This window comes from Bradyrhizobium sp. S3.2.6 (genome assembly GCF_040546885.1).
GTDB classification, from domain to species: Bacteria; Pseudomonadota; Alphaproteobacteria; order Rhizobiales; family Xanthobacteraceae; genus Bradyrhizobium; species Bradyrhizobium cytisi.
Window position 1 is genome coordinate 1 of the sequence record NZ_JBEPOS010000015.1, and the last position, 26,640, is coordinate 26,640.

Genomic DNA, 26,640 nt, shown 5'->3' on the forward strand with positions numbered 1-26,640 from the left:
TCTCCCGCCAAGGCATCGGCTGATCCTCCCAGCCGACAGAGAACTGTCACCCATCCATCCGGTCTACTGTGTTACCTCTCTATCCGGTCTGGACAACCTCCTTCCTTCTCCCCTTGTGGGAGAAGGTGGCGCGAAGCGCCGGATGAGGGGTATCTCTCGGCGAATTCAAACTGATCTGCACGCGGATAGAGACCCCTCACCCGTCTCGCCGCTCCGCGCCGAGCCACCCTCTCCCACAAGGGGCCCACAAGGGGAGAGGGTAACCTTGCACGTAGTGTCGACATTTAATCCCAAACAGGTGCGAAGCCCGGATTGACGCAACGCCTGTCCTTCGGCAGCGCTGCGATCTTCTTGCGGTCGGCATCATCCAGCTTGATCTTCAGCGCGTCCCGATTGGCCTGCTGGCTCTCGTGGCGCGATGCCTTCGGGATCGCGGCGACACCATCCTGGTCGAGCAGCCATTTCAGCGCCACTTGCGCCGCGCTTGCGTTGTGTTTCGCGCCGATCTCGGCGAGCACCGGATCGGATGCAACGCGCCCCTGCGCGAGTGGGCAATAGGCGACGAGCGGTATCGACTTGGCGTTGAGATAGGCCAGCACCTTCGATTGATCCAGCATCGCGTGATATTCGATCTGGTTGCAGGCGATCGGCGCCTTGACGTCCTCGACCGCGACCTTGAGCAGCGCCGTGGTGAAATTGGCGACGCCGATCGCCCGTGTGCGCCCCTCCTCCTTCAGCTTCATCAAGGTCTCGAACACCTGGCCCCAGTTCGCCGACTTCGACGGCCAGTGCACGAGATAGAGATCGACGTGGTCGAGCCTCAGTTTCTTCAGGCTGTCATCGAAGGCGCGGCGGATCGCGTCCGGCGCCAGGTTCTCGTGCCAGACTTTTGTCGTGACGTGCAGCTCGCCGCGCGGCACGGAGGCCGCAGCCAGCGCGGCGCCGATGGCTTCCTCGTTGGCATACATCTCGGCGGTGTCGATGTGGCGATAGCCGATCGACAGCGCGCTCTCGACCGCAGCGCGGCAGGCGTCGCCCTGCATGCGGAAGGTGCCGAGGCCGAGCTTGGGCATGCTGATGCCCTGTGTTTTCAGATTGTCCATTGAACAGGCTCCTGAGCATTTCAGCCCGCCGGATGCGCGCGGCGATGCCGCGTGAGCAGTCTCTTCGGTGATGGAAAAGAGGTGGCGGGACTGGCCCACTGTAGCGCGCAAGGCGGGCGGCGGCCAATCAAGATCGGGTTAGGTGCTTCCTCACCGTCATGCCCGGGCTTGTCCCGGGCATCCACGTTCTTGACACCACAAGGGGAAGGCGTGGATGGCCGGGTCAAGCCCGGCCATGACGACGGTGAGAATGACCCGTCCCTTTACGAATGCTGCGCAACCATAGCCGGGCGCGCCTGCGGCTGCGGCACGAGGTCGACCGACCAGAGATCGCGGTTGTCGACGTCCTTCAAGGTGACAGTCATCACGCCGCTTGTGCCGTCAATGTCGACGCGGCCGAAGAACTGCAGGCCGAAGCAGGGCGCGAGGTTCTCGCCCTGGGTTTCGCTGCACCCGTTCCGGTACATCGCTACGGGGCCAAACGTGTTGTCGAGCTCGCCGGGGCCCCAGGTGCCTGCATGCAGGGGTCCGGAGACGAATTCCCAGAACGGCTCGAAATCGCGAAACCGGGCCTTGTTCGGATCGTAGTAGTGCGCGGCCGTGTAGTGCATGTCGGCGGTGAGCCAGACGATGTTGCGGACACAAGCGCGCTTGATGAACGCAAGCAGATCGGCGATTTCGTGCTCACGCCGGTCGGGCGGCCCGTCGCCGAGCGCGACGGCATCGAGGCTGATCAGCCCGATCGGCAAATCTGCCGCGATCACCTTCCAGGTTGCGCGCGAGGCAGCGAGCTCCCGCTTCAGCCAAGCGAGCTGCTCGGCGCCAAGAATCCAGCCGCGATGATCGTTGCCCTTGTTCCAGGTCTCGTCGCGATAGCTGCGCATGTCGATCATGAAGACGTCGAGCAGCGGGCCGTAGGCGATCTTGCGATAGACCCGTCCCTGCCGCGCGCCGATGTCCCGGATCGGCATGAAGTCGAAGAAGGCGCGGCGAGCACGCGCGACCAGGCGCGGCGTGCCGTCGTCCTCGTAGCCGGCTTCGTCATAGCTGCCGGTGGGCGACCAGTCGTTGGTGACCTCGTGATCGTCCCATTGCGCGAGCATCGGCACTTGCGCATGGAACGCGCGAAAATGCTCGTCGAGATGGTTGTATTTGTAGTTGCCGCGGAACTGCGCCAGCGTGTGCGCGACTTGCGCTTTGTCCTCGGTCACGACGTTGCGCCAGATCTCGCCATTCGGCAGCTTCTGCTCGGACGAAATCGTGCAGTCGGCATAGATGTGATCGCCGGAGTGGATGAAGAAGTCCGGGCGGTTGTCGAGCATGGTGCGATAGCTGCGATAGCCGCCTCGCGCGATGTCGATGCCCCAGCCCTGCCCTGCGACATCGCCTGACCACAGGAACGAGATCGACTGGCCCGCGGCCGGCGCAGTGCGGAAATGGCCGACGCGGCTTTCGCCGGCGATGCTGCTCGCGATGTCGTCGAAGCGCACGCGATAGAAGACGTCCTGTCCGGGCGGCAGATCGTCGAGCTGCAGTTTTGCGGTGAAGTCTGCGTCGGGCAGAGCGTCGCGCGACGCAGACGCGATGATGGTCTTGAAGCTCTCGACCGTCGAGCATTCCACCTGCATTCGAGCAGGCCGATCCGCGCGCGCCCAGATCACGGCAGAGCCGTCCGAGACGTCGCCGGACTGGATGCCGCCCGCGATCTGCGGGCGATCGGCGGCACGGCTGATGCTCGGCTTTGCGAGCGAGGCGACGGCGAGGCTGGAGCTGGAGCGGACCAGGAACTGCCGCCGGGTCCATGCGCGTGAAGCGCGGAGCGTTGCCATTCAGGAAACCTTCGTCGAATCGCGACGGAAGGTGCCTGCGCTCCTTGACTCCTACCCTTACGGTTTCTTGACTCTGCGCCTACGATTTTACGACGCGGGGATGACGTTCTCGAACTGGTCAGCGCTTCCAGTTGCAGATGCCGCCGGAACGACACGGCCAGGTCTGGATATGCGTGTCCATCGCCTGGGCGTCCAGCGGATTGCCGTGACGATGCGCGAGCTTGGTGCGGGCTGCGCCGCGCGGCTGCGCGCTCTTCGCGTGCGCCACCTTCGGCTCGGAGACGTGCACGCGCTCCGCCGCAACCTTCTTAGGCACGTCGACCGGCTCGGCGCGAGCCTGCGCCTCGGTGCCGCCCTTCGCCTCTAGCGCGACTGGAGCAAAATGCGTCTCGGGTCCGAGCCGCTTCGGTGACAGCACGGCCTTTGAGAGGTCAAGGCCAAGGTATTCATCAGGCTTGTAGTCGTCAGCGCGTGCGATGCTGCCCCATGCAAGCACGAGGGCAACGGCAACAGCGAAAGGAACGCTTTTCAGGACCACGGACGCCTCCTGAAATTGATTATTAAAGGAGTAATCTGCGTCTATCTAGGAGGCGCCGCGTGCAATTCCAGCGGTCAACTGCCGCCGTGGTTAAGAAGTTAGGCGATGTCAGGCGACCTTTCGCGTTGCACTCGTCCCGTCCAGGAACCCCATAAGCCGGCTGCGGATGATTTGTTCCGCCTCGGTCATGATGCGATCGACGAGTTCCTTGCAGGTAGGGATGTCGTGGATGAGGCCCGCGACCATGCCACAGCTCCAGGCGCCGGCATCCATCTGCCCGTCCAGCATGACCTTGGGATAGACACCCGCGACCTGGTCGTGGATGTCGTCGATGGTCAGCTTGGCGCCCTTCTCGCGCTCGACCTCGAGCAGGCGGTCGACATTCGCATTCTTCAGCACGCGCTCGGTGTTGCGCAGGGCCCGCATGATCAGGCGGGTGTCGAGCTCGGTCGCCGCGACCAGCGCGTTCTTCACGTTCTGATGGACAGGTGCTTCCTTGGTCGCGATGAAACGCGTGCCCATGTTCATGCCGGCAGCACCCAACGACAGCGCCGCGACGAGGCTGCGTCCGTCGGCCATGCCGCCCGAGGCCACAAACGGGATCTTCAACTCCTCCGCCGCGCGCGGCAGCAGTATCATGTTGGGAATGTCGTCCTCGCCGGGATGGCCGCCGCACTCAAACCCGTCGACGCTGACGGCGTCGCAGCCGATCCGCTCGGCCTTCAGCGAGTGGCGCACCGAGGTGCATTTGTGGATCACCTTGATGCCTGCCGCCTTCAGCGCCGGCATGTAGGCCTCCGGGCTGCGGCCCGCGGTCTCCACCGCCTTGACGCCGCCCTCGACGATGGCTGCGATGTATTCCGGATAAGGCGGCGCCGAGAAAGCCGGCAGGAAGGTGAGGTTCACACCGAATGGCTTGTCGGTCATGTCGCGGCAACGCGCGATCTCCTTGGCGAGCAGCTCCGGTGTTTTCTGCGTGAGGCCGGTGATGATGCCGAGCCCGCCGGCATTGGAGACGGCGGCGGCAAGCTCCGCAAAGCCGACGAAATGCATGCCGCCCTGGATGATGGGGTGCTCGATGCCGAACAGTTCGGTGATCGCCGTCCTCACGTACATATCCTCCCGGAATTTTGCTTCAGCTCTGCTTGGGGACAGTCTAGCCGCACTTCTGCGCCGCGGTCACCATTTCTCTCCGAACGGGCGGATCTCCATCTCGAAGGTCCAGGCACTCTTGGGCTGCTGATAGAGCTGCCAATAGGAATCGGCGACCGCCGAAGGCGGCATCAGCAGATCGGGATTATCAAGCGCATTCGGCCCGAGCGCCTCGAGCCGGCGCTGCCGCACCCATTCAGTGTCGACACCGGAATCGATGATGAGATGGGCGACGTGAATGTTCTTCGGCCCGAGCTCTCGCGCCATCGCCTGCGCCACCGCACGCAGTCCGAACTTGGCACTGGCAAACGCCGCAAAGCCGCTGCCGCCGCGCAAGGACGCCGTCGCACCGGTGAAGAAGATCTTGCCACCGCCGCGCGGCAGCATCAGCCGCGCCGCCTCGCGCCCTGCGAGGAAGCCTGAATAGCAAGCCATCTCCCAGACCTTGCGAAACACGCGCTCGGAGGTGTCGAGAATCGGGAAATTGACGTTGGCGCCGACATTGAAGATGCAGACCTCCAGCGGCGCATGCTTGTCGGCATCGTCGAGGAAGGAGATGACCTCCTCCTCCTTGCGCGCATCCAGCGAGCGCGCGTGGATCTCGCCGCCGGCGGCCTCGATGTCCTTCACCAGCGGCGCGAGCTTGTCGCCGTTGCGGCGGCCCGCATAGATCGAAAAGCCTTCGGCGGCGAATTTCTTGGCAATCTCGGAGCCGATGAAATCGCCGGCCCCGATCACGGCCGCGGTCGCGTTTCGCTTGGGCAAGGTCGCCTCCTCCGGTGACAGCATGTGATTGGGCCGGGAGGCTATAGTTCTAAAATAGAACTGTCAAACTTTGACGTCGGATGCTAAGTTTCTTTAGAAATACCCCTGATCATTCAAGTCAGTTCTTTTTTCAGACTTATGGTTGCCCAGGCCGGAGACAGGATCATGAAGTGGGATACGCTGGACGAGGAGCCCTGCTCGCTCTCCCGCACCGTCGCCGTGGTCGGCGACCGCTGGACGCTCTTGATCCTGCGCGAATGCTTCTTGCGCGTACGCCGCTTCGAGGCATTCCAGACGTCGCTCCAGATCACGCGGCATCTTCTGTCGGAGCGACTGAAGAAGCTGGTCCGCTTCGGCATCCTGCGCCGCGTCCCCTATTCCGAGTCTCCCAAGCGCTACGAATACATCCTCACGCAGAAGGGGCTCGATCTCTATCCGATCATCATGGCGATGGTGCATTGGGGCGACACCCACATGGGTGACGAGCGCGGCCGCCCGCTGCTGCACGAGCACAAGACTTGCGGCAAGCTGTTCGATCCGGTGATGGTGTGCTCGGAATGCGGCGAGGCGCTGCATGCGAAGCAGGTGCACGTTCATGCGGGACCGGGGCGGCGAGGAGCTGACGCTGCCTAGTGCCCTCGCGCCGGCGAGCGCAAATCGACCGGTCGGATGACCGCGGCAATCGGGATCAACAACGCCGCAATAACGGCAAGCGTCCAGAACACGTCGATATAAGCAAGAAGATCGATCTGCTGCTGGAGGGTCTGGCCGATCCAGGCGATCGCTTGCGAGGCAGCGTCCGTCGCGTTCGAGCCTTGGGCCTGGAAGAAGCGCGTCATTGCGTCGATGGTTTGCTGATAGCCGAGATCGGACGGCGCGGCGTGCTCGATCAGGCGGCTCTGATGGAATTGCTGGCGTTGCGCCAGGAGCGTTTGCGCCAGCGCCACGCCCATCGAGCCACCGATGTTGCGGGCGACATTGATCAGGGCGGAGGCCTGGTTGGTCTTCTCGGGTGGCAAGCCGTCATAGGATGCCGTCGTCACCGGAAGGAATAGGAAGGGAAGAGCGACCGCGAGATAGATTCGCGCCAGCGCGGCGTAGCCGTAGCTGATGTCTCCGGTAAGCCCGGTCAGATGCCACATCGAAAGCGCGGCCGTCGCAGCGCCGAACATGATCAGATATTTCGGCTGCACCATCGTGACCAGTCGTCCCGCCACCGGCATCAACATCATCGTCACGACGCCGCTCGGCGACAGCACCAGTCCCGCGAGCATGGCGGTGTAGCCAAGCTCCGTCTGCAAGAGCTGCGGCAATAGCTGCGTTGTTGAGATCAGCACCGCAAATGTGCCAAGCATGACCAGGAAACAGGACCCGAACTGGCGCCTGCCGAGCAGGCGGATGTCGACGATCGGATCATCCCGCATCAACTCCCACGGGATCAATGCGAGCAGGCTGAAGGCGGCAAGCAGTGCAAAGGACAGGATCATGTTCGATCCGAACCAGTCATTGCGCTGGCCTTCGTCAAGCACGAATTCGAGTGCACCGAGCCCGATCGCGACCAGCAGGAAGCCGATGTAGTCGACGCGCAGGCCTTTGCTCAGCAGCTCCGCCCTCTCCTCTTCCGCGCCCGACGGCTCCTTGACCAGCGTGCCGACCAGGAACAGCGAGATCAGACCCATCGGCACGTTGATCAGGAACACCCAGTGCCAGGAGTAGGTATCAGTAATCCAACCGCCGAGCGTCGGGCCAATCACTGGGGCGACCACGACTGCGACGCCATAGATCGCAAACGCCTGGCCGCGTTTTTGCGGCGGAAAAGAATCAGCGAGGATCGCCTGCTCGCTGGTCGCCATGCCACCACCGCCCAGCCCCTGCAGAATCCGGAACAACACAAGCGCCTGCAAGCTCCAGGCGAGGCCGCACAACAGCGAGGCCACCGAAAAGGTCGCCACGCAGATCATGTAGAAGCGCTTGCGGCCCATCACGGTCGACAGCCAGCCTGAGATCGACAGCACGATGGCATTGGCGACCAGATAGCTGGTGATGACGTAGGTGCTCTCGTCGATGCCGACCGCGAGCCCGCCTGCGATGTGGCGCAGCGCGACATTGGCGATGGTGGTGTCGAGCACCTCCATGAAAGTCGCGATCGAGACCACGAAAGCGATGAGATATGGATTATGGCCGCCGGCTGCCGAGCGTTCCGGCGACCAGCCGCCGGCAGATGCGCCGTCTTGCGTGGCGTCCGTCATCGCACCCTGGTCCAGGGCACGACCGACATGCCGGGACCAACAGGCAGATCGGCCGGCCAATTGTCGACCACGATTTTCACCGGCACGCGCTGCACCACCTTGACGTAGTTGCCGGTGGCGTTCTCCGCCGGCAGCAGGCTGAAGGCGGTGCCGGAGCCCGGCTGCACGGAATCGACATGGCCGGTCAGCTTCCGCCCGGGATAGGCATCGATGCGGATCTCCACCGGCTGGCCAGGTCGCATGTCGGCGAGCTGGGTCTCCTTGTAGTTGGCGACGATCCAGACATCATCGGGCACGAACATCATCGGGCTCTGGCCTGCGGTCACGAACGTACCCTTGGCGCCGGAGAGCTTGACGACGCGGCCGGACTGCGCGGCGACGACACTGGTATATTGCAGGTTTAGCTTCGCTTGATCGAGCTGGGCCTGGAACTGCTCGAGCTGCGCCTTGGCACCTTCGAGCTGGGCTTGCAGCGTCTTGATCCCGAGTTGCGCGGCTATCACCGCAGTCTTGGCGCGCTCGGTGTTGGCTTGCTGGGCCTGAAGATCGGAGCGGGTCTGCTGCTGGCGCTGTACGGTGCCGGCGCCCTTCTCGACCAGATTCTGGGCGCGCGCAAATTCCTCCTGCGAGAACTGAAGCTGGGCCTGCGCCTGCTCGAGCTGGGCCTGGGCCTGCTTGATCTGCTCCTGCTGGGAATCGATCTGCGCCTCGACATTGGCGATGTTGGCCTTGGAGACCTCGACCTGCGCCGCGGCCTGATCGACGGCGATGCGATAGTCGCGCTCGTCAATCTTGGCGAGGAGATCGCCGGCGTTGACATGCTGGTTGTCCGTGACCGGGATATCCGTCACGTAGCCGCCGACCTTCGAGGCCACGGAAAAGCTGCGCGCGGCGACAAAGGCGTCGTCGGTGGATTCGTAGTGGCGGACCTCGAGCCAATAGAGCAGACCGCCGGCCAGCGCTGCGATCAGCACGACGGCGCCAACGGTCGCGAGCAGCCAGTGCTCGCGGAGCCGCTCGCGCAGCGACGGGGTCTTGGCCGGCTTCCCGGACTGATCCCTGGTCTGGCGCTCGGGGTCCGGCGAATTCTTTGGAGCTTCCAGCTTCTGCGGTTGCTCCGCGGACGGCCCGCGCTCCCGGGTTTGAGCATCCACTGCGAACACCTCGATCGAAACTATGCAGCGAACGGCTTTGCCATGCGTGCACACCGGGAGCCTAACCGTAGCCTTAAGGCATGGTTCCGGGTTGTGGGAGCACCGCTCTCATTCGTGAATGCATTGCGCAAAAAAGAAGCGCGGCACCATCTGTACCGCGCCCACAAATTTGCCTGCGCATTTGTTCAATGCGTCTTGTTCAGTGCGTCTTGGTCTCGTGCCATTTCTCCAGGTCCGGCCTTTTCTCGCCGGACCTCTGCTCCTTCTCCGGATTACCCTTCCAGGGCTTGTCCGTCTGGGCGTGCGATCCCCAGTCATTCTGCTGCCGGGGATCGTCGGTGGGCTTTTCCTGGCTCATCTGATCTCCCTCTGTCTCTCCGCCAACCGGTTAGGCGAAGGGAACACCGTAATAGGCGTTGATGCTCCGCGTCGCGGCGTCATCGCTCCAGTTCCAATCGCTGCGCGCGCCATACTTCGGTGCCCCTTCAAGGGCCTTCGCAGTGATTCCGGTGACATAGCCGCCGAGCTCGGTGTCGTATTTCAGCGACTGCCAGGGCAAGGGATAGTGATCGTTGCCGAGGCCCAGAAATCCACCAAAGCCGAGCACAGCGTAGGACACCTTGCCGCTGATCTTGTCGATCATCACGCGTTCGATCGAACCGATCCGGTTGCGATCCGCGCCGTAAACCGACGTTCCCTGGACCTTGTCGCTGCCGATCAGACGGCCCATCTCGGCGCGATCCAGTTCGCCTTGATTCAACATTTGGATCCTCCACTCAGCCAATGTGTGAATCAACTTGCGTGAAGGGGTGATCGTTCCAGAAGGCGCCTGCGGCCAACAGGAACATCGCCGGGAACGCGCTGTTCTTGATGTCAGATCAGGAAACCGGGAGCCGTCCACGATGTCCCAGACCGTCTCCGACTTCATCGTCCAGCGTCTGCATCAGTGGGGCGTCCGCCATATCTTCGGTTACCCCGGCGACGGCATCAACGGCGTGTTCGGCGCCATGAACCGGGCCGAGGCCAAGATCGATTTCGTGCAGGCCAGGCACGAGGAGATGGCGGCGTTCATGGCCAGCGCCTATGCGAAGTTTTCCGGCGAGCTTGGCGTCTGCGTCGCGACATCGGGACCTGGCGCCTCACATCTGATCACGGGGCTCTACGATGCGCTGCTGGATCACCAGCCGGTGCTGGCGATCGTCGGCCAGCAGGCGCGAAACGCGCTCGGCGGAAGCTATCAGCAGGAACTCGACCTCGTCTCGATGTTCAAGGACGTCGCCGGCGCGTATGTCGCGCAAGCGTCCTCACCCGCCCAGGTGCGGCACCTGATCGATCGCGCGGTGCGCATCGCGCTCGCACGCCGGGCCCCGACTGCAATCATCCTCCCCAACGATCTCCAGGAAGAGCCGTACGAAGGACCGCCCCGTGCCCACGGCACCCTGCATTCCGGTGTCGGCTACAGTGCCCCATGCGTGATCCCTCGCGAAGCCGAACTCGATCATGCCGCGGAGGTTCTCAACGCCGGCCAGAAGGTCGCGATGCTGATCGGCGCCGGCGCGCTGCATGCCACCGACGAGGTGATCGCGGTCGCCGACCGCCTGTCCGCCGGCTGCGCCAAGGCGCTGCTCGGCAAGGCGGCGCTGCCGGACGACCTGCCGTGGGTGACGGGCTCGATCGGCCTGCTCGGCACCGAGCCCAGCTACAACATGATGATGGAATGCGACACGCTGCTGATGGTCGGCTCTGCATTCCCCTACGCAGAATTCCTTCCAAGGGAAGGCGCCGCGCGCGGCGTGCAGATCGATATCGATGCCGGCATGACGTCGATCCGCTTCCCCATGGAAGTCAGCCTCGTCGGCGATGCCGCGGAGACCTTGCGGAGCCTGCTGCCCCGGCTCGCGCCCAAGAGCGACGGCGCCTGGCGGAAGGGCATCGAGGACAACGTCGCCAGATGGTGGAAGACGCTGGACGACCGTGCGCATCAGCCCGCCGCGCCGATCAATCCGCAGCTCGTCGCCTGGGAGCTGTCGTCGCGCCTGCCAGAGCGCGCCATCATCACCAGCGATTCCGGCTCCTGCGCCAACTGGTTTGCGCGCGATCTCAAGATCCGGCGCGGCATGACGGCTTCGCTCTCCGGCGGCCTCGCCTCGATGGGCGCCGCGGTGCCCTACGCGCTCGCCGCGAAATATGCCGATCCGGACCGGCCTGTCATCGCGCTGGTCGGCGATGGCGCCATGCAGATGAACAACATGGCCGAGCTGATCACGGCCGCGAAATACTGGCGATCATGGCGCGATCCGCGCTTCGTCGTTTGCGTCTTCAACAACGAAGACCTCAACCAGGTGACCTGGGAGCAGCGCATCATCAATGGCGACCCCAAATTCGAGGCCTCGCAGCGCATCCCCGACGTGCCCTATTCGCGCTTTGCCGAGATGATCGGCCTCACCGGCATCTTCGTCGACCGCCCGCAACTGCTCGCCTCGGCCTGGGAACAGGCGCTGGCAAGCGAGATGCCCGTCGTGCTGGAGGTGAAGACCGATCCCGAAGTGCCGCCGCTGCCGCCGCACATCACCCTGCAGCAGGCGAAGAATTTCTCGCTCGCCTTGATGAAGGGCGATCCTGACGAGACCGGCGTGATCAAGGGAGCGGCCCGGCAAGTGCTGGAAAAGATCCTGCCCGGAAAGGAATGAGGTGAACCATGAGCGACTTCCGTGACATTCAGCATGGCGTCAACGATCCCGTCGACGGCGTCGACGTGAAGCGCCAGATCAACACCAACCAGACGCCGCATGAGCGGGCCCAGCGCCATGCCGACGTGCGCGCCGAGCCGTCGGCCTCGCCATCCGAGCCGTTCCTGCCGGAACGGCTGCGGCGCAAGCCGACCGACCCGATCAATCCCCGCACCGGCCGCCATCCGACGGATTAGGAACATCGGCCCCGGGGCCCGTGTTGGTCGCCGCAAAGATCCGCGCGGCAAAGGCCGCGTGGCCAATCAGAGGGACCGGACCATGAAACGTACCGTCATCGCCTTTGCCTGCGTGCTGCTCGCAGGCCCTGCTCTCGCGCAGTCGCTAGGTGAGAAGACCGGCGTCAACTCGGCGTTGGGCGTCGCACCGACCACCGCCGATTTCGTCAAGGAGGTCGCAGTCAGCGACAGGTTCGAGATCGAATCGAGCAAGCTCGCCGAGCAGAAGGGCAACGCGCAGGAGAAGAGCTTCGCGCAGCAGATGGTGACCGACCACACCAAGACCAGCGGCGAGCTGAAGGCCCTCGTCGGCGATGGCAAGGTGCAGGCGACCCTGCCGACTGCACTCGACAGCTCGCACCAGAGCAAGCTGGACAAGCTCAAGAGTGCTTCGGGCAAGGACTTCAGCTCGGACTATGATTCCTATCAGGTCAGCGCCCACGAGGACGCGACCTCGCTGTTCGATCGCTATGCCAAGGGCGGCGACAATGCCGCGCTGAAGGATTGGGCCAACAAGACGCTGCCAGCACTCCGGCATCATCTCGACATGGCCAAGGAGCTTGGCAGGGCGCCGAGCGTCGGACAGTCGAAGTAAGACTTGCGGCTTCGCTGGCATCTTCGAGGGCGAAAGGAAGCACTGATATGGCCGAGCACGACCTGATCGATCCCCTCACCCGCTATCCGAAGCCGCCGTTCAAGAAGCAGTCGCAGCCCTGGCCCGGCCTCGCCGGCAGGATGGAGCCGCGACCTGACCATGGCGAGGCCAGCTACAAGGGCTCCGGGCGGCTCGCCGGACGCAAGGCGCTGATCACCGGCGGCGATTCCGGCATGGGCCGCGCGGCCGCGATCGCGTACGCGCGCGAGGGCGCCGACGTCGCCATCAACTATCTCCCTGCGGAGGAGCCCGACGCGCAGGAGGTGATCGCATTGATCAAGAAGGAAGGCCGCACCGGCCTCGCAATCCCCGGCGACCTCAAGGAGGAAGCCTTCTGCAGGAAGCTGGTCGAGCAGGCCGTGCAGGGCCTCGGCGGGCTCGACATCATCGTCAACAACGCGGCGCGACAGCAGGCGCGCGCCTCCATCCTCGACGTCTCGCCAGAGGATTTTGATGCCACCATGAAGACCAACATCTATGCGCCGTTCTGGATCATCAAGGCGGCGCTGACGCATCTCAAGCCCGGATCCTGCATCGTCGCCACTACATCCGAGCAGGCTTACGATCCCTCGCCGGATCTCTACGATTACGCGCAGACCAAGGCGGCGACCATGAATTACGTGAAGTCATTGGCAAAGCAGCTCGCCTCCAGGGGCATTCGCGTCAACGGCGTTGCGCCGGGGCCGATCTGGACGCCGCTCCAGGTTTCGGGCGGCGCCACCATGGAGAAGCTCGAAAAGTTTGGCGGCATGACGCCACTCGGCCGCCCCGGTCAGCCCGCCGAACTCGCCTCGATCTACGTGCAGCTCGCAGCTGCCGATGCGAGTTATGCAACCGGCCAGGTCTACGGCTCCGCGGGCGGATCGGGACAGCCGTAACGCCTCGGCTCAGGAACAATCGTCGGTGTTCGGCTTTACAAAACTGTCATGGAGAACCTTTCGCCGACCTGGGATCAATGGCGCTCGTAGCAGTCAAACCCACACGGATCGATACCGCGATCGCGAATAAGATCGCAGGTCGCACCAACCCGGAGATCGAGGAGGCTGTCGAAGCGCTGACCTGGGGCGCGGATGAACATGTGCTGCTCGCCCTCGCCGCCGCGGGTTGGCTCTACACCAGGCATCGCCCTGCCGAAGAGCGCAATGCGGCCAACCACATCCTCGCGGTGTCGCTGGTGACGGCGATACTGCCCCACATCCTCAAATCCGCGTTCGATCAGGTCAGGCCGGACCGGCTCACGATACGAGGCCATCGCCGCGGCATCCCGTTCTCCGGACGGGCGCGCGATGCCTTTCCGTCCGGCCATGCCGTGCATATGGGCGCGCTGGCATCCGCGGCCGGCCCGCTGCCGCCCGCCCGCCGACGTCTCGTGCGCTTCATCGCCGTGGGGCTTTCGCTAACGCGCGTCGCCTTGCTTGCGCATTGGGCCAGCGATGTGGTCGCAGGCTTCACCCTGGGCATCGTCATCGAGCGGATGATGAGGCCATGGACGCTCACGAATCGCAGCAGGAAGCCCCCGGATCGGCGGGCCCGATCATGACCGAGTACGTTCTCCGCTTCGTCGCCGGCGGCATGATCGTGTCCGCCTTCGCGATCCTCGGCGATATGTTGCGGCCCAAAAGCTTTGGCGGCCTGCTCGGTGCCGCGCCATCGGTGGCACTGGCGACGCTGGGCATCGCTGTCGTCCAACACGGCCCGCAATATGCTGCGGCGGAAAGCTGGACCATGATCTATGGCGCGGCAGCCCTCGCTTGCTACAGCCTCGCCGTCTGCCATCTCCTGATGAGGTTTCGACTAGCGGCGCTACCAGCCACCATCGTCGCTTCCGTCGTATGGCTTGCGGTTGCTTTTGCCCTGCTCGCGGGTTTCGGAGGCGCCGCCTGATGCTGGTCAAACTGTCATCGTCGTCCCTGAAGCAAACGCGCTGGTACGAGTACAGCGTTCGCTTCCTGCTCGGCGGACTGGCGACGGTTTTCGCAGGCGTCGTGAGCAGACAGTATGGCGTCGCCGTCGGCGGGCTCTTCCTCGCGCTTCCTGCCATCTTCTGCGCCAGCGCGACGCTGATCGAAAGCCACGAGCGCCGGGCCAAAGAGAAGGCGGGCCTCTCGGGGCGGAGACGCGGGCAGCAGGCTGCAGCTCTCGATGCTGCGGGTGCCGGGCTTGGGAGCCTCGGTCTTGCGGCGTTCGCCGCGACCTTCTACGCCCTGGTTGCGGCTAACGTGACCGGGGCATTCGCAGCCGCCATCCTGGTATGGGCTGCTGTCTCGGTGTCAGCGTGGTGGTTGAGGCGGAAGCTTCGCATCACCACCCAAACCACGCCGGCTGAACGCTGAGGGCGATCAGCGAGAAGCCGCGGCGTCTTCCCGTAGCATCACAAACCCTACTTCCCCGACGGTCTACGCGTCGTCGGTCCTCGGGGGTTGCAGGCCCGGGCTGTTGGCCCAGCGCTCGACTTGCTCAATGACCTTCTGATGGCTCGGCCGCACCGGCTTTGGTGCTTCGGGTTCCTCGGAAAGCTTGCGGGGTAACCTGACCTTGTCCGTCATGGCGCGTCTCCCTTCGTCTTTAAAATGCGCCTGCAGGGAAAACGTTTCAAGTCGCAAGCTATTGATTTTATTTGACTATCCTTCTCAATTGACGCCTTTTCGGACTCCTGCGGAACAGGTCGTGCTCTCGCCGGAAGAGCTGTCTGCAGCTGATGATTTCCGATTCAAGCACAACGAAGCCGGGAGGCGACGCCGAGGATTGATTTCCAACCTCTCACAAGCACGACGACCCCGGCACGGTGGGTGCCAGGGCCGTCCTTGGAGATTACTTCCGGCTCACCGGGGGCATGACAACCGGAAGCAATCAGTCGACTCATCGTGCGGGGATTCGTTCCTCGCTTAATTAGCCGCTCGGCGCAGCGCCAGAATCGTCCGGCGTCATGCCGGAGCCCGGCGTCTTGCTGCTATCGTTGAGCTTGGGATCGCGCGTCGCCTCGCGCGACGGCGAGTCCCTCTGGCCCGTCTTGTGCGCAGTTTGCGCGCGCTGCTTGTCGCGCGGCTGATCCTCCGCGCGCTTGTCCTTGACGATGCCGTGGTCGGAATGTGCCATGATTTCCTCTCGCGTGTTCCGATGCCTCGAAGCGCTTACGCTCCGGTGCGTCGAATGTTCCGAACATGCGAAAGGTGTGCGACGCTAGCTATGCGCCGCATGCACCGCCACGGATGCGTTCTCCTGATGCACCTGCCGGACCGTCGTCGCCGTCGCGAACGCGACCGAAACGCCAAAGGCGAGAATGAGTGAGAAAAGTGCCAGACGCGGAGCCATCGCAAAACCTCCTTCTGGAATCGGAAAAATCAACGCGATCGACTATTCCCGGATGATGGTTGATTGGTGCCGCTCATTCCGTGAGCGGTCTCACACTGGGACTCACGGAAACGAGAGCGGTCAGGCACTCTGGCTTTGCAGGATGCTGACCTTAACGGGCGGGACTTCGCCATCGAGCCAGTCCTGCTCTTTTGCCAAGGCCATCCAGGCATCCGCCATGCGCGAATAGCGATTATAAGCGGGCTGCCCTTCCGAGCGCTCGGCCAATTGCAGGCAGTTCTCGGCGTTGTCCCTGAAGATGTCAGACTGTTTCATGGGTAGGACGTGGGCATGGAACCCGCGCCCTGCAACCGCCCTTACATGATCGTAACCTCCGCCGGAACTTCGCACGTTACAAGTCATTGGATCCTCATGCGGATATTTGTCGCGATCGTCCTGGCCTTCATAGGCACCGCAGCTCTTGCCGACAGCACCGGCGAGCAGGTGCGCGGTGATCGCGCGCCTGACGCGACGGACGTCATCAGCGGCCTCTACGCCTTCAGCCGCTTCCAGCAGGGCCTGCTGGAGAGCACCGACCTGAACGGCAATGCGGAGGTGAAGAACCTTGCCGCCTTGCGCGCCGAAGAGGCGGCCAAGCGCGACAAGGCGCTCAAGGAGATTCAGGACGCCATCGGCACCGAGCCGTGCGTGACAAAATCGGCCGGCATCAGTCTCGCCAAGCCCGATGATACGGATGGGCCGGCCTATGTCCGGAGTTTCTATGCCGCGCAGATTCCCGAATACGAATCCACGATCGCCCTGCTCGAGCGCTATCTGAGGACGCCTGACAATCCTGCGCTCGCCGCCTTCGCGCACGAGCACCTGCCCGTGCTGCGCGCGCAGTTGAAGGACACCGAACGCACCATGGCCGACAGGTAGAGCAACCCTACTTGTCCTCCGGATGATGCTGCTGGCCCATCGGCCGGACGGTGCGGTCGCTGTCGGGCATCTTGTCCCGGCCGGCATCTCCATTGGCATCTTTCCCGCCCGAGGTCGAAGTGCCGCTGCCGCTGGGGTTTGACTTGGGGGCGGCCCCCGTGGTCTGCGAGCCCGCATGCGGGGTGGCGGAGCTTGCGGCGGGATCGCCGGTCACGGCTCCGCGCCCGCTTGGCGCACCGGCCTGCGCCAGCGCCGATCCGGCGGCTAATAATGCGGCGATGAAGACGGCCAATCCGGCTTTCATATGCTCTCTCCCTGGGTCTGCGGGCTAACTTGGGGGCTTGTGCCGGCGTTCCTAACGATGGCGGGCGGCTCCGGAATTTGGAACGCCCACCCTTTGGGTGAGAATTTTGGGTAATCGGATGGAACTCTCAACAGTCTTCGCCGTTGGTTTGGCCGGGCTGAGCACGGCAGGTTCCAATTCCTCGCGTCGCAACCTTGGCGCTTGATTTCGAATTTGGCTAACGCTCTATTTTGACAGTTGCGTCACGCCTAAGATTCGGCCGACGCCCGCGGGGGAAATAGCATGAGCGACCTCGATCCCGGAACGGCATCACGCTCCGGTCGTCGCGTCCCAAAACCAAAACCCAACGGTATGTCGGAGCAGGATTCCCGGCCGGAATTGCTGCTTGCGCTCCAGGCCATGCGCAGCGGCGATTTTTCGGTGCGGATGAGCGGCGACTACCTCGGCATCGACGGCAAGATTGCCGACACCTTTAACGAAATCATCGCCGCCAACCAGCGCATGGCGCAGCAGCTCGAGCTGGTCGGCCAGGTGGTGGGACGCGAAGGCAAGACCCGCCAGCGCGTGAAATTCGGCCTCGCCTCCGGCTCCTGGGCCGACATGGAAGGCTCCGTCAACACGCTGATTGACGACCTGCTGTGGCCGACGCGCGAGGTGACCCGCGCGGTCGCAGCCGTGGCGCAGGGCGACCTGCTGCAAACCGTCAAGCTCGACGTCGAGGGCCGCCCGCTGGGCGGCGAATTCCTGCAATCGGCGACCATCGTCAACACGATGATCAAGCAGCTCGGCGTGTTCACCTCGGAAGTGACGCGTGTCGCGCGCGAGGTCGGCACCGAAGGCAAGCTCGGCGGCCAGGCCCAGGTGCCTGAGGTGACCGGCGTCTGGAAAGACCTGACCGAGAGCGTCAACTCGATGGCGAACAACCTGACCAACCAGGTTCGCAACATCGCCGAGGTGACGATCGCGGTGGCCAACGGCGACTTGTCCAAGAAGATCACCGTCGACGTCCGCGGCGAGATCCTTCAGCTCAAGGAAGCCATCAACACGATGGTGGACCAGCTGCGCTCCTTCGCCTCCGAAGTGACGCGCGTCGCCCGCGAGGTCGGCACCGACGGCAAGCTCGGCGGCCAGGCCATCGTGCCCGGCGTCGCCGGCACCTGGAAGGATTTGACCGACTCCGTGAACGCGATGTGCGGCAACCTCACCGCGCAAGTCCGCAACATCGCCAACGTAACCACCGCCGTGGCGCGCGGTGACTTGTCCCGCAAGATCACGGTGGACGTGCGCGGCGAAATTCTGGAGCTGAAGGACACCATCAACACGATGGTGGACCAGCTGAACTCCTTCGCCTCCGAAGTGACGCGCGTCGCGCGCGAGGTCGGCACCGAAGGCAAGCTCGGCGGCCAGGCCCAGGTGCCCGGCGTCGCCGGCACCTGGAAGGACCTCACCGACAACGTCAACTTCATGGCGTCGAACCTGACGGCGCAGGTCCGCAACATCGCCGACGTCGCCACTGCGATCGCAGGCGGAGACCTCTCCAAGAAGATTACGGTGAACGTCTCGGGCGAGATCCTTCAGCTGAAGGAAACGCTCAACACCATGGTCGACCAGCTCAATGCTTTCGCCGGCGAAGTGACGCGCGTCGCGCGCGAGGTCGGTACCGAAGGCCGGCTCGGCGGCCAGGCCAACGTGCTCGGCGTCGCCGGCACCTGGAAGGACCTCACGGAAAGCGTCAACTCGATGGCGTCGAACCTGACCGCGCAGGTTCGCAACATCGCCGAGGTGACGACGGCGGTCGCCGGCGGCGACTTGTCAAAGAAAATTACCGTGGACGTCCGCGGCGAAATCCTGGAGCTGAAGGACACCATCAACACCATGGTGGACCAGCTCAACGCCTTCGCCGGCGAAGTCACCCGCGTCGCGCGCGAGGTCGGCACCGAGGGCAAGCTCGGCGGCCAGGCCCAGGTGCGCGGCGTCGCCGGCACCTGGAAGGATTTGACGGACAGCGTCAACTCGATGGCCTCGAACCTGACCGGTCAGGTCCGCAATATCGCCGAGGTCGCGACCGCGGTGGCCAAGGGCGACCTGTCCAAGAAGATCACGGTGAACGTCTCGGGCGAAATCCTTCAGCTGAAGGAAACGCTCAACACCATGGTCGACCAGCTCAACGCCTTCGCCGGCGAAGTCACGCGCGTGGCGCGCGAGGTCGGCACCGAGGGCAAGCTTGGCGGTCAGGCCCAGGTGACGGGCGTCGCCGGCACCTGGAAAGATCTCACCGACAACGTGAACTCGATGGCGGGTAACCTCACGGCCCAGGTCCGCAACATCGCCGAGGTCGCAACCGCCATCGCCGGTGGCGACCTGTCACGCAAGATTACGGTGGACGTGCGCGGCGAGATCCTTCAGCTCAAGGACACCCTGAACACGATGGTCGACCAGCTCAACCGCTTCGCGGGCGAGGTGACGCGCGTCGCGCGCGAGGTCGGCACCGAAGGACGCCTCGGCGGTCAGGCCAACGTGCCCGGCGTCGCCGGCACCTGGAAGGACTTGACGGACTCTGTGAACTCGATGGCGGGCAACCTCACGGCCCAGGTCCGCAACATCGCCGAAGTGACCACCGCAGTGGCGCGCGGCGACTTGTCACGCAAGATCACAGTGGACGTGAAGGGCGAAATCCTCGAGCTCAAAAACACCATCAACACCATGGTGGACCAGCTCAACGGTTTCGCAGGCGAAGTGACGCGCGTGGCGCGCGAGGTCGGCACCGAAGGCAAGCTCGGCGGCCAGGCTGAAGTGCCCGGCGTGGCCGGCACCTGGAAGGACCTCACCGACAACGTCAACTTCATGGCCTCCAACCTGACGGCCCAGGTCCGCAACATCGCCGAGGTCGCGACCGCGATCGCCGGCGGCGATTTGTCGAAGAAGATCACTGTGGACGTGCGCGGCGAAATCCTGCTGCTCAAGGACACCCTGAACACGATGGTCGAGCAGCTCCGCTCCTTCGCGGCGGAAGTGACGCGCGTGGCGCGCGAGGTCGGCACCGAAGGCCGGCTCGGCGGTCAGGCCGTCGTGCCCGGCGTCGGCGGCACCTGGAAGGACCTCACTGACAACGTAAACCTGCTCGCCGCGAACCTCACCACGCAGGTCCGCAACATCGCCGAAGTCACAACGGCCGTGGCGCGCGGCGACCTCTCGCGCAAGATCACCGTGGACGTGAAGGGCGAAATCCTCGAGCTCAAGAACACCATCAACACCATGGTGGACCAGCTCAACGCGTTTGCCGGCGAAGTCACCCGCGTTGCGCGCGAGGTCGGCACCGAAGGCGAGCTCGGCGGTCAGGCCCAGGTGCCCGGTGTGGCCGGCACCTGGAAGGATCTCACCGACACCGTCAACTTCATGGCGGCGAACCTGACCGAGCAGGTCCGCGGCATCGTCAAGGTGGTGACCGCGGTCGCCAACGGCGACCTCAAGCAGAACCTCACCGTGAAATCGAAGGGCGAGGTCGCAGCACTTGCCGACACCATCAACAACATGACCGAGACGCTCGCGACCTTCGCCGACCAGGTGACGTCGGTGGCGCGCGAGGTCGGCGTCGAAGGCCGCCTGGGCGGTCAGGCCGACGTGCCCGGTGCCGCCGGCACCTGGAAGGACCTCACGGGCAACGTCAACCTGCTGGCGGCCAACCTCACCTCGCAGGTGCGCGCGATCGCCGAAGTGGCGACCGCCGTGACCAAGGGCGATTTGACGCGGTCGATTCAGGTCGATGCCCGCGGCGAAGTGGCCGAGCTGAAAGACAACATCAACACGATGATCACGAATCTCCGTCTGACGACGGACGTGAACACCGAACAGGACTGGCTGAAGACCAACCTCGCCAAGTTCACCAACATGCTTCAGGGCCAGCGCGATCTCACGACCGTCGGCCGGTTGCTGCTGACCGAGCTGTCGCCGCTGGTCAACGCGCATACCGGCGTGATCTACCAGGTCGAGAACGAGGACAATCCGCAGCTCCTGCTGCTGGCCTCCTATGCCGGCGACGGTGTCTATCCCTATCAGCGCGTGCTTCCGTTCGGCGACGGCCTGATCGGCCAGTGCGCGCTCGACCGGCGCCCGCGCATGGTCTCCGACATTCCCGCCGACGTGGTGCCAATCAACTCGGCGCTGCTCCGCGTCGCCCCGAAGAACCTCGTGGTGCTGCCGGTGCTGTTCGAGGGGCAGGTCAAGGCGGTGATCGAGCTCGCCTCGCTCACCTCGTTCACGACCTCGCAGATGACATTCCTGGAGCAGCTCACCGACTCCATCGGCATCGTGCTCAATTCGATCGAAGCGACGATGCAGACCGAAGGCCTGCTGAAGCAGTCACAACAGCTCGCCGGCGAGCTCCAGACCCAGCAGCGCGAGTTGCAGCAGACCAACGACCAGCTCGAGCAGAAGGCGCAGCAGCTCGCCGAGCGCAACGTCGAGGTCGAGCGCAAGAACCAGGAGATCGAGCAGGCCCGCCGCGCGCTCGAGGAAAAGGCGACCGAGCTCGCGCTGACCTCGAAGTACAAGTCCGAATTCCTGGCCAATATGAGCCACGAGCTGCGCACGCCGCTGAACTCGATCCTGATCCTCGGACAGCAGCTCACCGACAATCCGGACGGCAACCTCTCCGCCAAGCAGGTCGAATTCGCCCGCACCATCCACGGCGCCGGCACCGACCTCCTGAACCTCATCAGCGACATTCTCGATCTCTCCAAGATCGAGTCCGGCACGGTGACGGTTGACGCCGAGGAAATCCTCACCGCCAACCTGCTCGAGACGGTCGGACGGCCGTTCCGGCATGAGGCGGAGAACCGCAATCTGTCGTTCAAGATCGACGTCGATCCGAACCTCGCGCGCAGCATCGTCACTGACTCCAAGCGCCTGCAGCAGGTGCTGAAGAACCTGCTCTCCAACGCCTTCAAGTTCACTGGCGAGGGCGAAGTACGGCTGAAGGTCGCCGGCGCGCTCGGCGGTTGGGGCACGGATCATCCCGTGCTGAACTCCGCGCCGGCCGTGATCGCCTTCGAGGTCTCCGATACCGGTATCGGGATTCCCCTGGAGAAGCAGAAGCTGATCTTCGAGGCGTTCCAGCAGGCGGACGCCGGCACCAGCCGTAAATACGGCGGCACCGGCCTTGGCCTCGCCATCAGCCGCGAGCTCGCGAGCCTGCTCGGCGGCGAAATCCACCTGCGCAGCGCCCCGGGCAAGGGCTCGACCTTCACGCTGTATCTGCCGCTAAAATATTCCGGCCCGACGCTGGCGCCGCGCGCAGCACCAGCGCCGCAACAATACAACCAGCCGCCGGCACTCCAGGCCGCCGCACCGGAACAGCAACGCGTCATCGAGCAACTGCCCGACGACCGCCTCAATCTCGAGCCTGGTGACAGCATCCTTTTGATCGTCGAGGACGATCCGCATTATGCCCGCATCCTGGTCGACCTCGCACGCGACAAGGATTTCAAGGTCCTGGTCGCCGCACGCGGCGCCGAGGCGCTCGAACTCGCAAAGCAGTATCAGCCGCGCGCCGTTTCGCTCGATGTGTTCCTGCCCGACATGCTCGGCTGGACGGTGCTGAGCCAGCTCAAGCATAACCCGCTGACGCGCCACATCCCCGTGCAGATCATCACGCTCGACGAGGACCGCCAGCATGCGCTGGCCCGCGGCGCCTTCTCCTTCGTCAACAAGCCGACGACGACCGAAGGCGTTGCCGCCGCGCTGACGCAGATCAAGGAATACGCGCGACCGCGGCGCAAGCGGCTGCTGATCGTCGAGGACAACGAGGCCGAGCAGTTGTCGATCCGGGAGCTGCTGCATCACGACGACATCGAGATCGTGACCACCGACACCGGCGCCGGTGCCCTGTCGACACTGCGCGGGGCGCCCTGCGATTGCGTCGTGCTCGACCTCAGGCTGCCCGACATGAGCGGCTTCGAGGTGCTGGAGCAGATCCGTCGCGACGACACGCTGTCGAACGTTCCCGTGGTGGTGTTCACTGGCCGCGAGCTCTCCGCGGAAGAGGATGCGGAACTTCACACCATGGCGCGCAGCATCGTGGTCAAGGGCGTGGAATCGCCCGAACGCCTGCTCGACGAAACCGCCCTGTTCCTGCATCGCGTGATCACGGAGCTGCCGGTCGAGAAGCAGCGCATGCTGGAGAAGCTCAACAGTTCCGATGAGGATTTGATCGGCAAGACCGCGCTGCTCGTCGACGACGATGCGCGCAACATCTTCGCGCTGTCGAGCGTACTGGAACGACGCGGCATGAAGGTGCTGACAGCGACCACCGGCCGCGAGGCGGTGACGCTGGTCGAATCGAACCCGGAAATCGCCATCGTGCTGATGGACATCATGATGCCGCAGATGGATGGCTATCAGACCATCGGCGTGATCCGCGAGAATCCGGCCTTCCTGCGCCTGCCGATCATCGCGCTGACGGCGAAGGCGATGAAGGGCGATCGCGAAAAATGCCTGGAAGCCGGCGCGTCCGACTACCTCGCCAAACCCGTCAACACCGATCAATTGCTGCTTGCGATCCGCATGTGGCTGCATCGCTGAGTTGGATCCGAGAATGGACCACGAAAAGGTCAATATCCTCCTCGTCGACGACCAGCCGGCCAAGCTGCTCGCTTACGAGGTGATCCTAAAGGAACTCGGCGAGAACCTCGTGATCGCCTCGTCCGGCCGCGAGGCGCTGGAGGTGCTGCTCAAGACCGAGATCGCGGTGATCCTGGTCGATGTCTGCATGCCCGAGCTCGACGGCTTTGAGCTCGCGGCAATGATCCGCGAGCATCCGCGCTTCCAGAAGACCGCGATGATCTTCATTTCGGCGATCCAGGTCAGCGACATCGACCGGCTGCGCGGCTACGAGATGGGCGCCGTCGACTACGTGCCAGTTCCTGTCGTGCCGGAGGTGCTGCGAGCCAAGGTCAAGGTGTTTGCCGAGCTCTATCGCAAGACGCGCGAGCTCGAACGGCTGAACCAGGATCTCGAGGATCGTGTCCGTGCCCGCACCGCCGAGCTCGAGAACTCCACCGCAAAACTGCGCGAAAGCGAAGAGCGGCGCAGCATGGCAATCGCCGCCGGCAAGATGGGATCCTGGGACTGGGACTGGGTCAACGGCGACTGGATGTGGGACGAAGGCCAGTACCGCATCTTTGGCGTGACACCGGAGACGTTCAACGTCACCTCGGCCAACATCCAGGCGCTGCTGCACCCGGATGACGTGGACCAGTTCGGCCAGGCGATTGCCGCGTTCGATACCGGCGCGCACGCCTATGAAGGAGAGTTCCGCGTCTGCCGGCCCGATGGTGATGTGCGCTGGTGCGTCGGCACGGCCGCCGCGACTATGGATCCGGGCGGTCGAGTCGTGCGGGTGAGCGGCGTCACAGTCGATATCACCGAACGCAAGCGCGCCGAGGAACGGCAGAACCTGCTGGCGCGCGAAGTCGATCACCGCGCCAAGAATGCGCTGGCTCTGGCACAGTCGATCGTGCGCCTCACCCGCGCCGACGAGGTCAAGGCTTACGTCAATGCCGTCGAGGGGCGCATCAATGCGCTCGCGCGCGTGCACACCATCCTGTCGCTGTCGAGCTGGCAGGGCGCCGAGCTCTCCAAGCTCATCGAGGAAGAGCTTGCGCCCTATTCGCTCGGCGGACAGATCAAGCTCGGGGGTCCCGAGGTGCAGTTGCTGCCGGCGACCGCCCAGACACTGGCGCTGGCGCTGCACGAGCTCTTCACCAATTCGGCCAAGTATGGCGCGCTCTCGACCCGGTCGGGGCGGCTCGCGATCGGCTGGCAGGCCGAGAACGATCTCCTCACCTTGACGTGGGACGAGACCGGAGGGCCGTTGGTCAGGACGCCGAAGTCGCGTGGCTTTGGCACAAGAAGCCTGCTGGCCAGTGTCGAATCCCAGCTCGGCGGACAGGCGCAGTTCGACTGGCGTCCAGAGGGCTTGTTGTGCCGCCTTGATGTGCCATTGACGCGCAAGAGCGCGGCAACATCGGCGGTGCAGGACAAGTTCGAGCCCAGCACCTCTCCCGAACTTCAGCGCGCGTCGGGTTAGCGCGACGCAGCGACCTTCAGCCGTAACATCGGCTGCGGTTCATCGGCGACACGCCCTTCGAGCCAGGCTTCCGTTCGCGCGAGATCGCGCAACGCCGTCGCGTAGCGGCGGGCGGCGCTGCGCTCCGCACCGCGCGGCAGCTTGCGTGCTTTGCGCAACATGTCGGCCGCCGCGTTACGGTAGGCCAGCGAGCGATAGAGAAAGACCACCTTGCCCATATCGAATGTTCCCGTGTTGATGGCGTTCATCTTCGCAAAGTCGGCATGAACGTCGGATGAAGCGGCAGATGACAATTCCTTCATGCGCATTGGAACCCGCGATTGCGGCACGCGTTTGCATGACAGATCGATCGGCAGTTCCATGCGCGCAAAAAAGTCGCCAAATAGGTCGCCAAGTCTGATCTCTCCCACCGGCGTCATCAAATTGATGACGCATGCGATGATGGGCGCTGCACTCGGTCTGGCCTTCACGCTCGCGCTCATTCTGGTCAATCCTGCGGTCGCAGAATTGCTGAACCACGGCGGCCGTGCGGCAGCCTTGGTCTTTGTCGGCACGATGGTGACGACGTTTGCCATCGGTGCCGCCCTGACGGGCGTCGTGCTCATCCTCAACGAGGACAAGGAATCTTGAAGCGCGCGTGAGGCGCAATGCGACGTATTGTTCGGAACTCCCGCGGCAAATAGCGGTTGGGTGCCTGCGTCAATTCAACTCAGGGAGTTCCCGCGCATGAACACGACCAAGCTCGCTCTCGCCGTGATGTTGGCAACCGGCCTCGCCGCCGCGCCCTTCGCCGCACAGGCCAAGTCACACAAGGCCAAGCATGAATCATCGACCTCGTCCTCGCAAACGACAGGCGCCAACACGAAGTCCAAGGGCAGCGACACCTCCGGTCAGGGCGGCTCTGACCAGGGCGGCACCATGACGAACAACAAGAGCGCCCCGGGCAACACCAAGTAAGCTCGCCAGAGAACAGGCTTCGCCAGAGCGGGGCCTGTTCTTGGATGATCGAACATCCTCTCAGGGCCACACGGTCGGTGCGTGGGTCAAAGCATCCCGGCCGGCCCGCCTCAAATCAACACCTTGCCACCGCCAGCGGCCTTCCATTCGCCGATCAACAGATTGATTTTCCGGCGCAGATCCATCTGTGCCTGCGCCCGCTCGGTGTAGTCGCATCGCGATCGACAAGATCGCGTACGGCCGCCTCGACATCGGCCATCTCCAGCCTCAAGGCACTGATTTTACGTCGAATTTCATTGATTCTGTTGTCCTTGACTAGTTAGAGGCTTGTTAGAACAAAATAAGAACATATAGTCAGACCATGAATTCAGAATGGAGAGCGGACATGCAGGTTCAGGGCAAATACGACGCCAAGGTTTTCCTCATGGAGCAGATGACCCGGGCGCAGGGGCTGCGACTGAAGCGGCTGAGTGAAGAGGCCTACCAACCCGCGCAATACGATCGCAGTCTGTCCTCTACCGAAGCCGCGCGCCGCATCCAGGTGCTGGAAGCGGAGATCGAGCTCGCGAACTCCTTCTAAGGCTCGCGGCCGGCGCCTTTGGAACGTTGGGTCAGCACTCCTGTTCTCTTCCGAGGCCAAGGGGAGGCCAAGG

The 26,640-nt window shown here is 63.9% G+C and carries 29 protein-coding genes; 14 read left to right on the forward strand and 15 right to left on the reverse strand.

Annotated elements, in window-relative coordinates:
- Window positions 1-284: 284 nt before the first annotated feature.
- The 5 genes from ABID58_RS23925 to ABID58_RS23945 all read right to left on the reverse strand — a co-directional run bounded on the left by ABID58_RS23925 (window position 285) and on the right by ABID58_RS23945 (window position 5,387).
- Window positions 285-1,103 carry an aldo/keto reductase gene (locus tag ABID58_RS23925; protein WP_354035112.1) on the reverse strand — a complete coding sequence of 273 codons (819 nt, stop codon included), beginning with the start codon at window positions 1,101-1,103 and terminating at the stop codon, window positions 285-287.
- Window positions 1,104-1,366: 263 nt separating this feature from the next.
- Entirely contained in the window at window positions 1,367-2,932 is a 1,566-nt protein-coding gene (locus tag ABID58_RS23930) for an alkaline phosphatase D family protein (RefSeq protein ID WP_354035113.1), read from the reverse strand.
- A gap of 118 nt (window positions 2,933-3,050) precedes the next feature.
- The gene (locus ABID58_RS23935) at window positions 3,051-3,470 is read right to left on the reverse strand and encodes a hypothetical protein (protein ID WP_354035115.1); all 420 of its coding nucleotides are present in this window, start codon (window positions 3,468-3,470) and stop codon (window positions 3,051-3,053) included.
- Window positions 3,471-3,578: 108 nt separating this feature from the next.
- Window positions 3,579-4,580, reverse strand: coding sequence for an NAD(P)H-dependent flavin oxidoreductase (locus tag ABID58_RS23940; RefSeq protein WP_354035117.1), 1,002 nt, complete (start codon window positions 4,578-4,580; stop codon window positions 3,579-3,581).
- 69 nt (window positions 4,581-4,649) lie between these two features.
- Window positions 4,650-5,387, reverse strand: a complete 738-nt coding sequence (locus tag ABID58_RS23945) for an SDR family oxidoreductase (protein WP_148754569.1) — start codon at window positions 5,385-5,387, stop codon at window positions 4,650-4,652.
- A gap of 165 nt (window positions 5,388-5,552) precedes the next feature.
- On the opposite strand from ABID58_RS23945, the gene ABID58_RS23950 reads away from it, so the two are divergent.
- Complete coding sequence (locus ABID58_RS23950) at window positions 5,553-6,020, forward strand: winged helix-turn-helix transcriptional regulator (protein ID WP_354035118.1); 468 nt, start codon at window positions 5,553-5,555, stop codon at window positions 6,018-6,020.
- Here the strand turns inward: ABID58_RS23950 and ABID58_RS23955 are convergent.
- The 4 genes from ABID58_RS23955 to ABID58_RS23970 form a co-directional block, all read right to left on the reverse strand.
- A complete protein-coding gene (locus tag ABID58_RS23955; protein WP_354035120.1) occupies window positions 6,017-7,636 on the reverse strand; it encodes a DHA2 family efflux MFS transporter permease subunit in 1,620 nt (539 codons plus the stop codon). The genes ABID58_RS23950 and ABID58_RS23955 overlap by 4 nt on opposite strands.
- The gene (locus ABID58_RS23960; RefSeq protein ID WP_354035121.1) at window positions 7,633-8,790 is read right to left on the reverse strand and encodes an HlyD family secretion protein; all 1,158 of its coding nucleotides are present in this window, start codon (window positions 8,788-8,790) and stop codon (window positions 7,633-7,635) included. The genes ABID58_RS23955 and ABID58_RS23960 overlap by 4 nt, the downstream gene beginning before the upstream one ends.
- Window positions 8,791-8,989: 199 nt before the next feature.
- On the reverse strand, window positions 8,990-9,148 hold the full coding sequence (locus ABID58_RS23965; protein ID WP_187435241.1) for a hypothetical protein: 159 nt from the start codon (window positions 9,146-9,148) through the stop codon (window positions 8,990-8,992).
- A gap of 30 nt (window positions 9,149-9,178) precedes the next feature.
- Complete coding sequence (locus ABID58_RS23970) at window positions 9,179-9,553, reverse strand: PRC-barrel domain-containing protein (protein ID WP_354035122.1); 375 nt, start codon at window positions 9,551-9,553, stop codon at window positions 9,179-9,181.
- Between the two features lie 139 nt (window positions 9,554-9,692).
- Here ABID58_RS23970 and ABID58_RS23975 point away from each other — a divergent pair, with 139 nt between their 5' ends.
- From ABID58_RS23975 to ABID58_RS24005, 7 genes are all read left to right on the forward strand, one after another.
- The gene (locus ABID58_RS23975) at window positions 9,693-11,480 is read left to right on the forward strand and encodes a thiamine pyrophosphate-requiring protein (RefSeq protein WP_354035124.1); all 1,788 of its coding nucleotides are present in this window, start codon (window positions 9,693-9,695) and stop codon (window positions 11,478-11,480) included.
- A gap of 8 nt (window positions 11,481-11,488) precedes the next feature.
- Window positions 11,489-11,716 (forward strand): hypothetical protein, encoded by a 228-nt coding sequence (locus ABID58_RS23980; RefSeq protein WP_128953211.1) that lies wholly within the window; start codon window positions 11,489-11,491, stop codon window positions 11,714-11,716.
- An 82-nt stretch (window positions 11,717-11,798) separates the two neighbouring features.
- Entirely contained in the window at window positions 11,799-12,350 is a 552-nt protein-coding gene (locus ABID58_RS23985; protein WP_354035126.1) for a DUF4142 domain-containing protein, read from the forward strand.
- A gap of 47 nt (window positions 12,351-12,397) precedes the next feature.
- The gene (locus tag ABID58_RS23990; RefSeq protein WP_354035127.1) at window positions 12,398-13,288 is read left to right on the forward strand and encodes an SDR family oxidoreductase; all 891 of its coding nucleotides are present in this window, start codon (window positions 12,398-12,400) and stop codon (window positions 13,286-13,288) included.
- A 77-nt stretch (window positions 13,289-13,365) separates the two neighbouring features.
- Window positions 13,366-13,950 carry a phosphatase PAP2 family protein gene (locus ABID58_RS23995; protein ID WP_354035128.1) on the forward strand — a complete coding sequence of 195 codons (585 nt, stop codon included), beginning with the start codon at window positions 13,366-13,368 and terminating at the stop codon, window positions 13,948-13,950.
- A complete protein-coding gene (locus ABID58_RS24000; RefSeq protein ID WP_354035129.1) occupies window positions 13,947-14,294 on the forward strand; it encodes a DUF3147 family protein in 348 nt (115 codons plus the stop codon). The genes ABID58_RS23995 and ABID58_RS24000 overlap by 4 nt, the downstream gene beginning before the upstream one ends.
- Window positions 14,294-14,743 (forward strand): DUF3147 family protein, encoded by a 450-nt coding sequence (locus tag ABID58_RS24005; RefSeq protein ID WP_354035130.1) that lies wholly within the window; start codon window positions 14,294-14,296, stop codon window positions 14,741-14,743. Before ABID58_RS24000 ends, ABID58_RS24005 begins: the two co-directional genes overlap by 1 nt.
- A gap of 63 nt (window positions 14,744-14,806) precedes the next feature.
- Here the strand turns inward: ABID58_RS24005 and ABID58_RS24010 are convergent, their stop codons facing one another.
- From ABID58_RS24010 to ABID58_RS24025, 4 genes are all read right to left on the reverse strand, one after another.
- Window positions 14,807-14,956, reverse strand: coding sequence for a hypothetical protein (locus tag ABID58_RS24010; RefSeq protein ID WP_187435242.1), 150 nt, complete (start codon window positions 14,954-14,956; stop codon window positions 14,807-14,809).
- A 343-nt stretch (window positions 14,957-15,299) separates the two neighbouring features.
- Complete coding sequence (locus ABID58_RS24015) at window positions 15,300-15,506, reverse strand: hypothetical protein (RefSeq protein WP_354035131.1); 207 nt, start codon at window positions 15,504-15,506, stop codon at window positions 15,300-15,302.
- Window positions 15,507-15,590: 84 nt separating this feature from the next.
- Window positions 15,591-15,722, reverse strand: coding sequence for a hypothetical protein (locus ABID58_RS24020; RefSeq protein ID WP_283812778.1), 132 nt, complete (start codon window positions 15,720-15,722; stop codon window positions 15,591-15,593).
- Window positions 15,723-15,842: 120 nt separating this feature from the next.
- Window positions 15,843-16,037 carry a hypothetical protein gene (locus tag ABID58_RS24025; protein WP_148754581.1) on the reverse strand — a complete coding sequence of 65 codons (195 nt, stop codon included), beginning with the start codon at window positions 16,035-16,037 and terminating at the stop codon, window positions 15,843-15,845.
- 96 nt (window positions 16,038-16,133) lie between these two features.
- Between ABID58_RS24025 and ABID58_RS24030 the strand changes: the two genes are divergently transcribed.
- The gene (locus ABID58_RS24030; protein ID WP_354035132.1) at window positions 16,134-16,640 is read left to right on the forward strand and encodes a DUF4142 domain-containing protein; all 507 of its coding nucleotides are present in this window, start codon (window positions 16,134-16,136) and stop codon (window positions 16,638-16,640) included.
- A gap of 7 nt (window positions 16,641-16,647) precedes the next feature.
- On the opposite strand, the gene ABID58_RS24035 is transcribed toward ABID58_RS24030, so the two are convergent.
- Window positions 16,648-16,944 (reverse strand): hypothetical protein, encoded by a 297-nt coding sequence (locus ABID58_RS24035; RefSeq protein WP_354035133.1) that lies wholly within the window; start codon window positions 16,942-16,944, stop codon window positions 16,648-16,650.
- A 282-nt stretch (window positions 16,945-17,226) separates the two neighbouring features.
- Here ABID58_RS24035 and ABID58_RS24040 point away from each other — a divergent pair, with 282 nt between their 5' ends.
- Both ABID58_RS24040 and ABID58_RS24045 read left to right on the forward strand, forming a co-directional pair.
- Entirely contained in the window at window positions 17,227-23,523 is a 6,297-nt protein-coding gene (locus ABID58_RS24040) for a HAMP domain-containing protein (protein ID WP_354035134.1), read from the forward strand.
- A 13-nt stretch (window positions 23,524-23,536) separates the two neighbouring features.
- Entirely contained in the window at window positions 23,537-25,030 is a 1,494-nt protein-coding gene (locus ABID58_RS24045) for a sensor histidine kinase (RefSeq protein WP_354035135.1), read from the forward strand.
- Here the strand turns inward: ABID58_RS24045 and ABID58_RS24050 are convergent.
- A complete protein-coding gene (locus ABID58_RS24050) occupies window positions 25,027-25,332 on the reverse strand; it encodes a hypothetical protein (protein ID WP_354035137.1) in 306 nt (101 codons plus the stop codon). The genes ABID58_RS24045 and ABID58_RS24050 overlap by 4 nt on opposite strands.
- Before the next feature lie 58 nt (window positions 25,333-25,390).
- Here ABID58_RS24050 and ABID58_RS24055 point away from each other — a divergent pair, with 58 nt between their 5' ends.
- The 3 genes from ABID58_RS24055 (at window position 25,391) to ABID58_RS24065 (ending at window position 26,567) form a co-directional block, all read left to right on the forward strand.
- Complete coding sequence (locus ABID58_RS24055) at window positions 25,391-25,660, forward strand: hypothetical protein (RefSeq protein ID WP_148754640.1); 270 nt, start codon at window positions 25,391-25,393, stop codon at window positions 25,658-25,660.
- A 96-nt stretch (window positions 25,661-25,756) separates the two neighbouring features.
- Complete coding sequence (locus tag ABID58_RS24060) at window positions 25,757-25,987, forward strand: hypothetical protein (protein ID WP_148754586.1); 231 nt, start codon at window positions 25,757-25,759, stop codon at window positions 25,985-25,987.
- Between the two features lie 385 nt (window positions 25,988-26,372).
- Window positions 26,373-26,567: a DUF3072 domain-containing protein gene (locus ABID58_RS24065; protein ID WP_354035139.1), complete on the forward strand. Its 195-nt coding sequence runs from the start codon at window positions 26,373-26,375 to the stop codon at window positions 26,565-26,567.
- Window positions 26,568-26,640: the final 73 nt, after the last annotated feature.

Coding starts and splice junctions, on each gene's coding strand:
- ABID58_RS23925 (WP_354035112.1), bottom strand. CDS start 1,103: ATGGACAATCTGAAAACACAGGGCATCAGCATGCCCAAGCTCGGCCTC.
- ABID58_RS23930 (WP_354035113.1), bottom strand. CDS start 2,932: ATGGCAACGCTCCGCGCTTCACGCGCATGGACCCGGCGGCAGTTCCTG.
- ABID58_RS23950 (WP_354035118.1), top strand. CDS start 5,553: ATGAAGTGGGATACGCTGGACGAGGAGCCCTGCTCGCTCTCCCGCACC.
- ABID58_RS23955 (WP_354035120.1), bottom strand. CDS start 7,636: ATGACGGACGCCACGCAAGACGGCGCATCTGCCGGCGGCTGGTCGCCG.
- ABID58_RS23965 (WP_187435241.1), bottom strand. CDS start 9,148: ATGAGCCAGGAAAAGCCCACCGACGATCCCCGGCAGCAGAATGACTGG.
- ABID58_RS23970 (WP_354035122.1), bottom strand. CDS start 9,553: ATGTTGAATCAAGGCGAACTGGATCGCGCCGAGATGGGCCGTCTGATC.
- ABID58_RS23975 (WP_354035124.1), top strand. CDS start 9,693: ATGTCCCAGACCGTCTCCGACTTCATCGTCCAGCGTCTGCATCAGTGG.
- ABID58_RS23980 (WP_128953211.1), top strand. CDS start 11,489: ATGAGCGACTTCCGTGACATTCAGCATGGCGTCAACGATCCCGTCGAC.
- ABID58_RS23985 (WP_354035126.1), top strand. CDS start 11,799: ATGAAACGTACCGTCATCGCCTTTGCCTGCGTGCTGCTCGCAGGCCCT.
- ABID58_RS23990 (WP_354035127.1), top strand. CDS start 12,398: ATGGCCGAGCACGACCTGATCGATCCCCTCACCCGCTATCCGAAGCCG.
- ABID58_RS23995 (WP_354035128.1), top strand. CDS start 13,366: ATGGCGCTCGTAGCAGTCAAACCCACACGGATCGATACCGCGATCGCG.
- ABID58_RS24000 (WP_354035129.1), top strand. CDS start 13,947: ATGACCGAGTACGTTCTCCGCTTCGTCGCCGGCGGCATGATCGTGTCC.
- ABID58_RS24005 (WP_354035130.1), top strand. CDS start 14,294: ATGCTGGTCAAACTGTCATCGTCGTCCCTGAAGCAAACGCGCTGGTAC.
- ABID58_RS24010 (WP_187435242.1), bottom strand. CDS start 14,956: ATGACGGACAAGGTCAGGTTACCCCGCAAGCTTTCCGAGGAACCCGAA.
- ABID58_RS24015 (WP_354035131.1), bottom strand. CDS start 15,506: ATGGCACATTCCGACCACGGCATCGTCAAGGACAAGCGCGCGGAGGAT.
- ABID58_RS24020 (WP_283812778.1), bottom strand. CDS start 15,722: ATGGCTCCGCGTCTGGCACTTTTCTCACTCATTCTCGCCTTTGGCGTT.
- ABID58_RS24025 (WP_148754581.1), bottom strand. CDS start 16,037: ATGAAACAGTCTGACATCTTCAGGGACAACGCCGAGAACTGCCTGCAA.
- ABID58_RS24030 (WP_354035132.1), top strand. CDS start 16,134: ATGCGGATATTTGTCGCGATCGTCCTGGCCTTCATAGGCACCGCAGCT.
- ABID58_RS24035 (WP_354035133.1), bottom strand. CDS start 16,944: ATGAAAGCCGGATTGGCCGTCTTCATCGCCGCATTATTAGCCGCCGGA.
- ABID58_RS24040 (WP_354035134.1), top strand. CDS start 17,227: ATGAGCGACCTCGATCCCGGAACGGCATCACGCTCCGGTCGTCGCGTC.
- ABID58_RS24045 (WP_354035135.1), top strand. CDS start 23,537: ATGGACCACGAAAAGGTCAATATCCTCCTCGTCGACGACCAGCCGGCC.
- ABID58_RS24050 (WP_354035137.1), bottom strand. CDS start 25,332: ATGAAGGAATTGTCATCTGCCGCTTCATCCGACGTTCATGCCGACTTT.
- ABID58_RS24055 (WP_148754640.1), top strand. CDS start 25,391: ATGCGCGCAAAAAAGTCGCCAAATAGGTCGCCAAGTCTGATCTCTCCC.
- ABID58_RS24060 (WP_148754586.1), top strand. CDS start 25,757: ATGAACACGACCAAGCTCGCTCTCGCCGTGATGTTGGCAACCGGCCTC.
- ABID58_RS24065 (WP_354035139.1), top strand. CDS start 26,373: ATGCAGGTTCAGGGCAAATACGACGCCAAGGTTTTCCTCATGGAGCAG.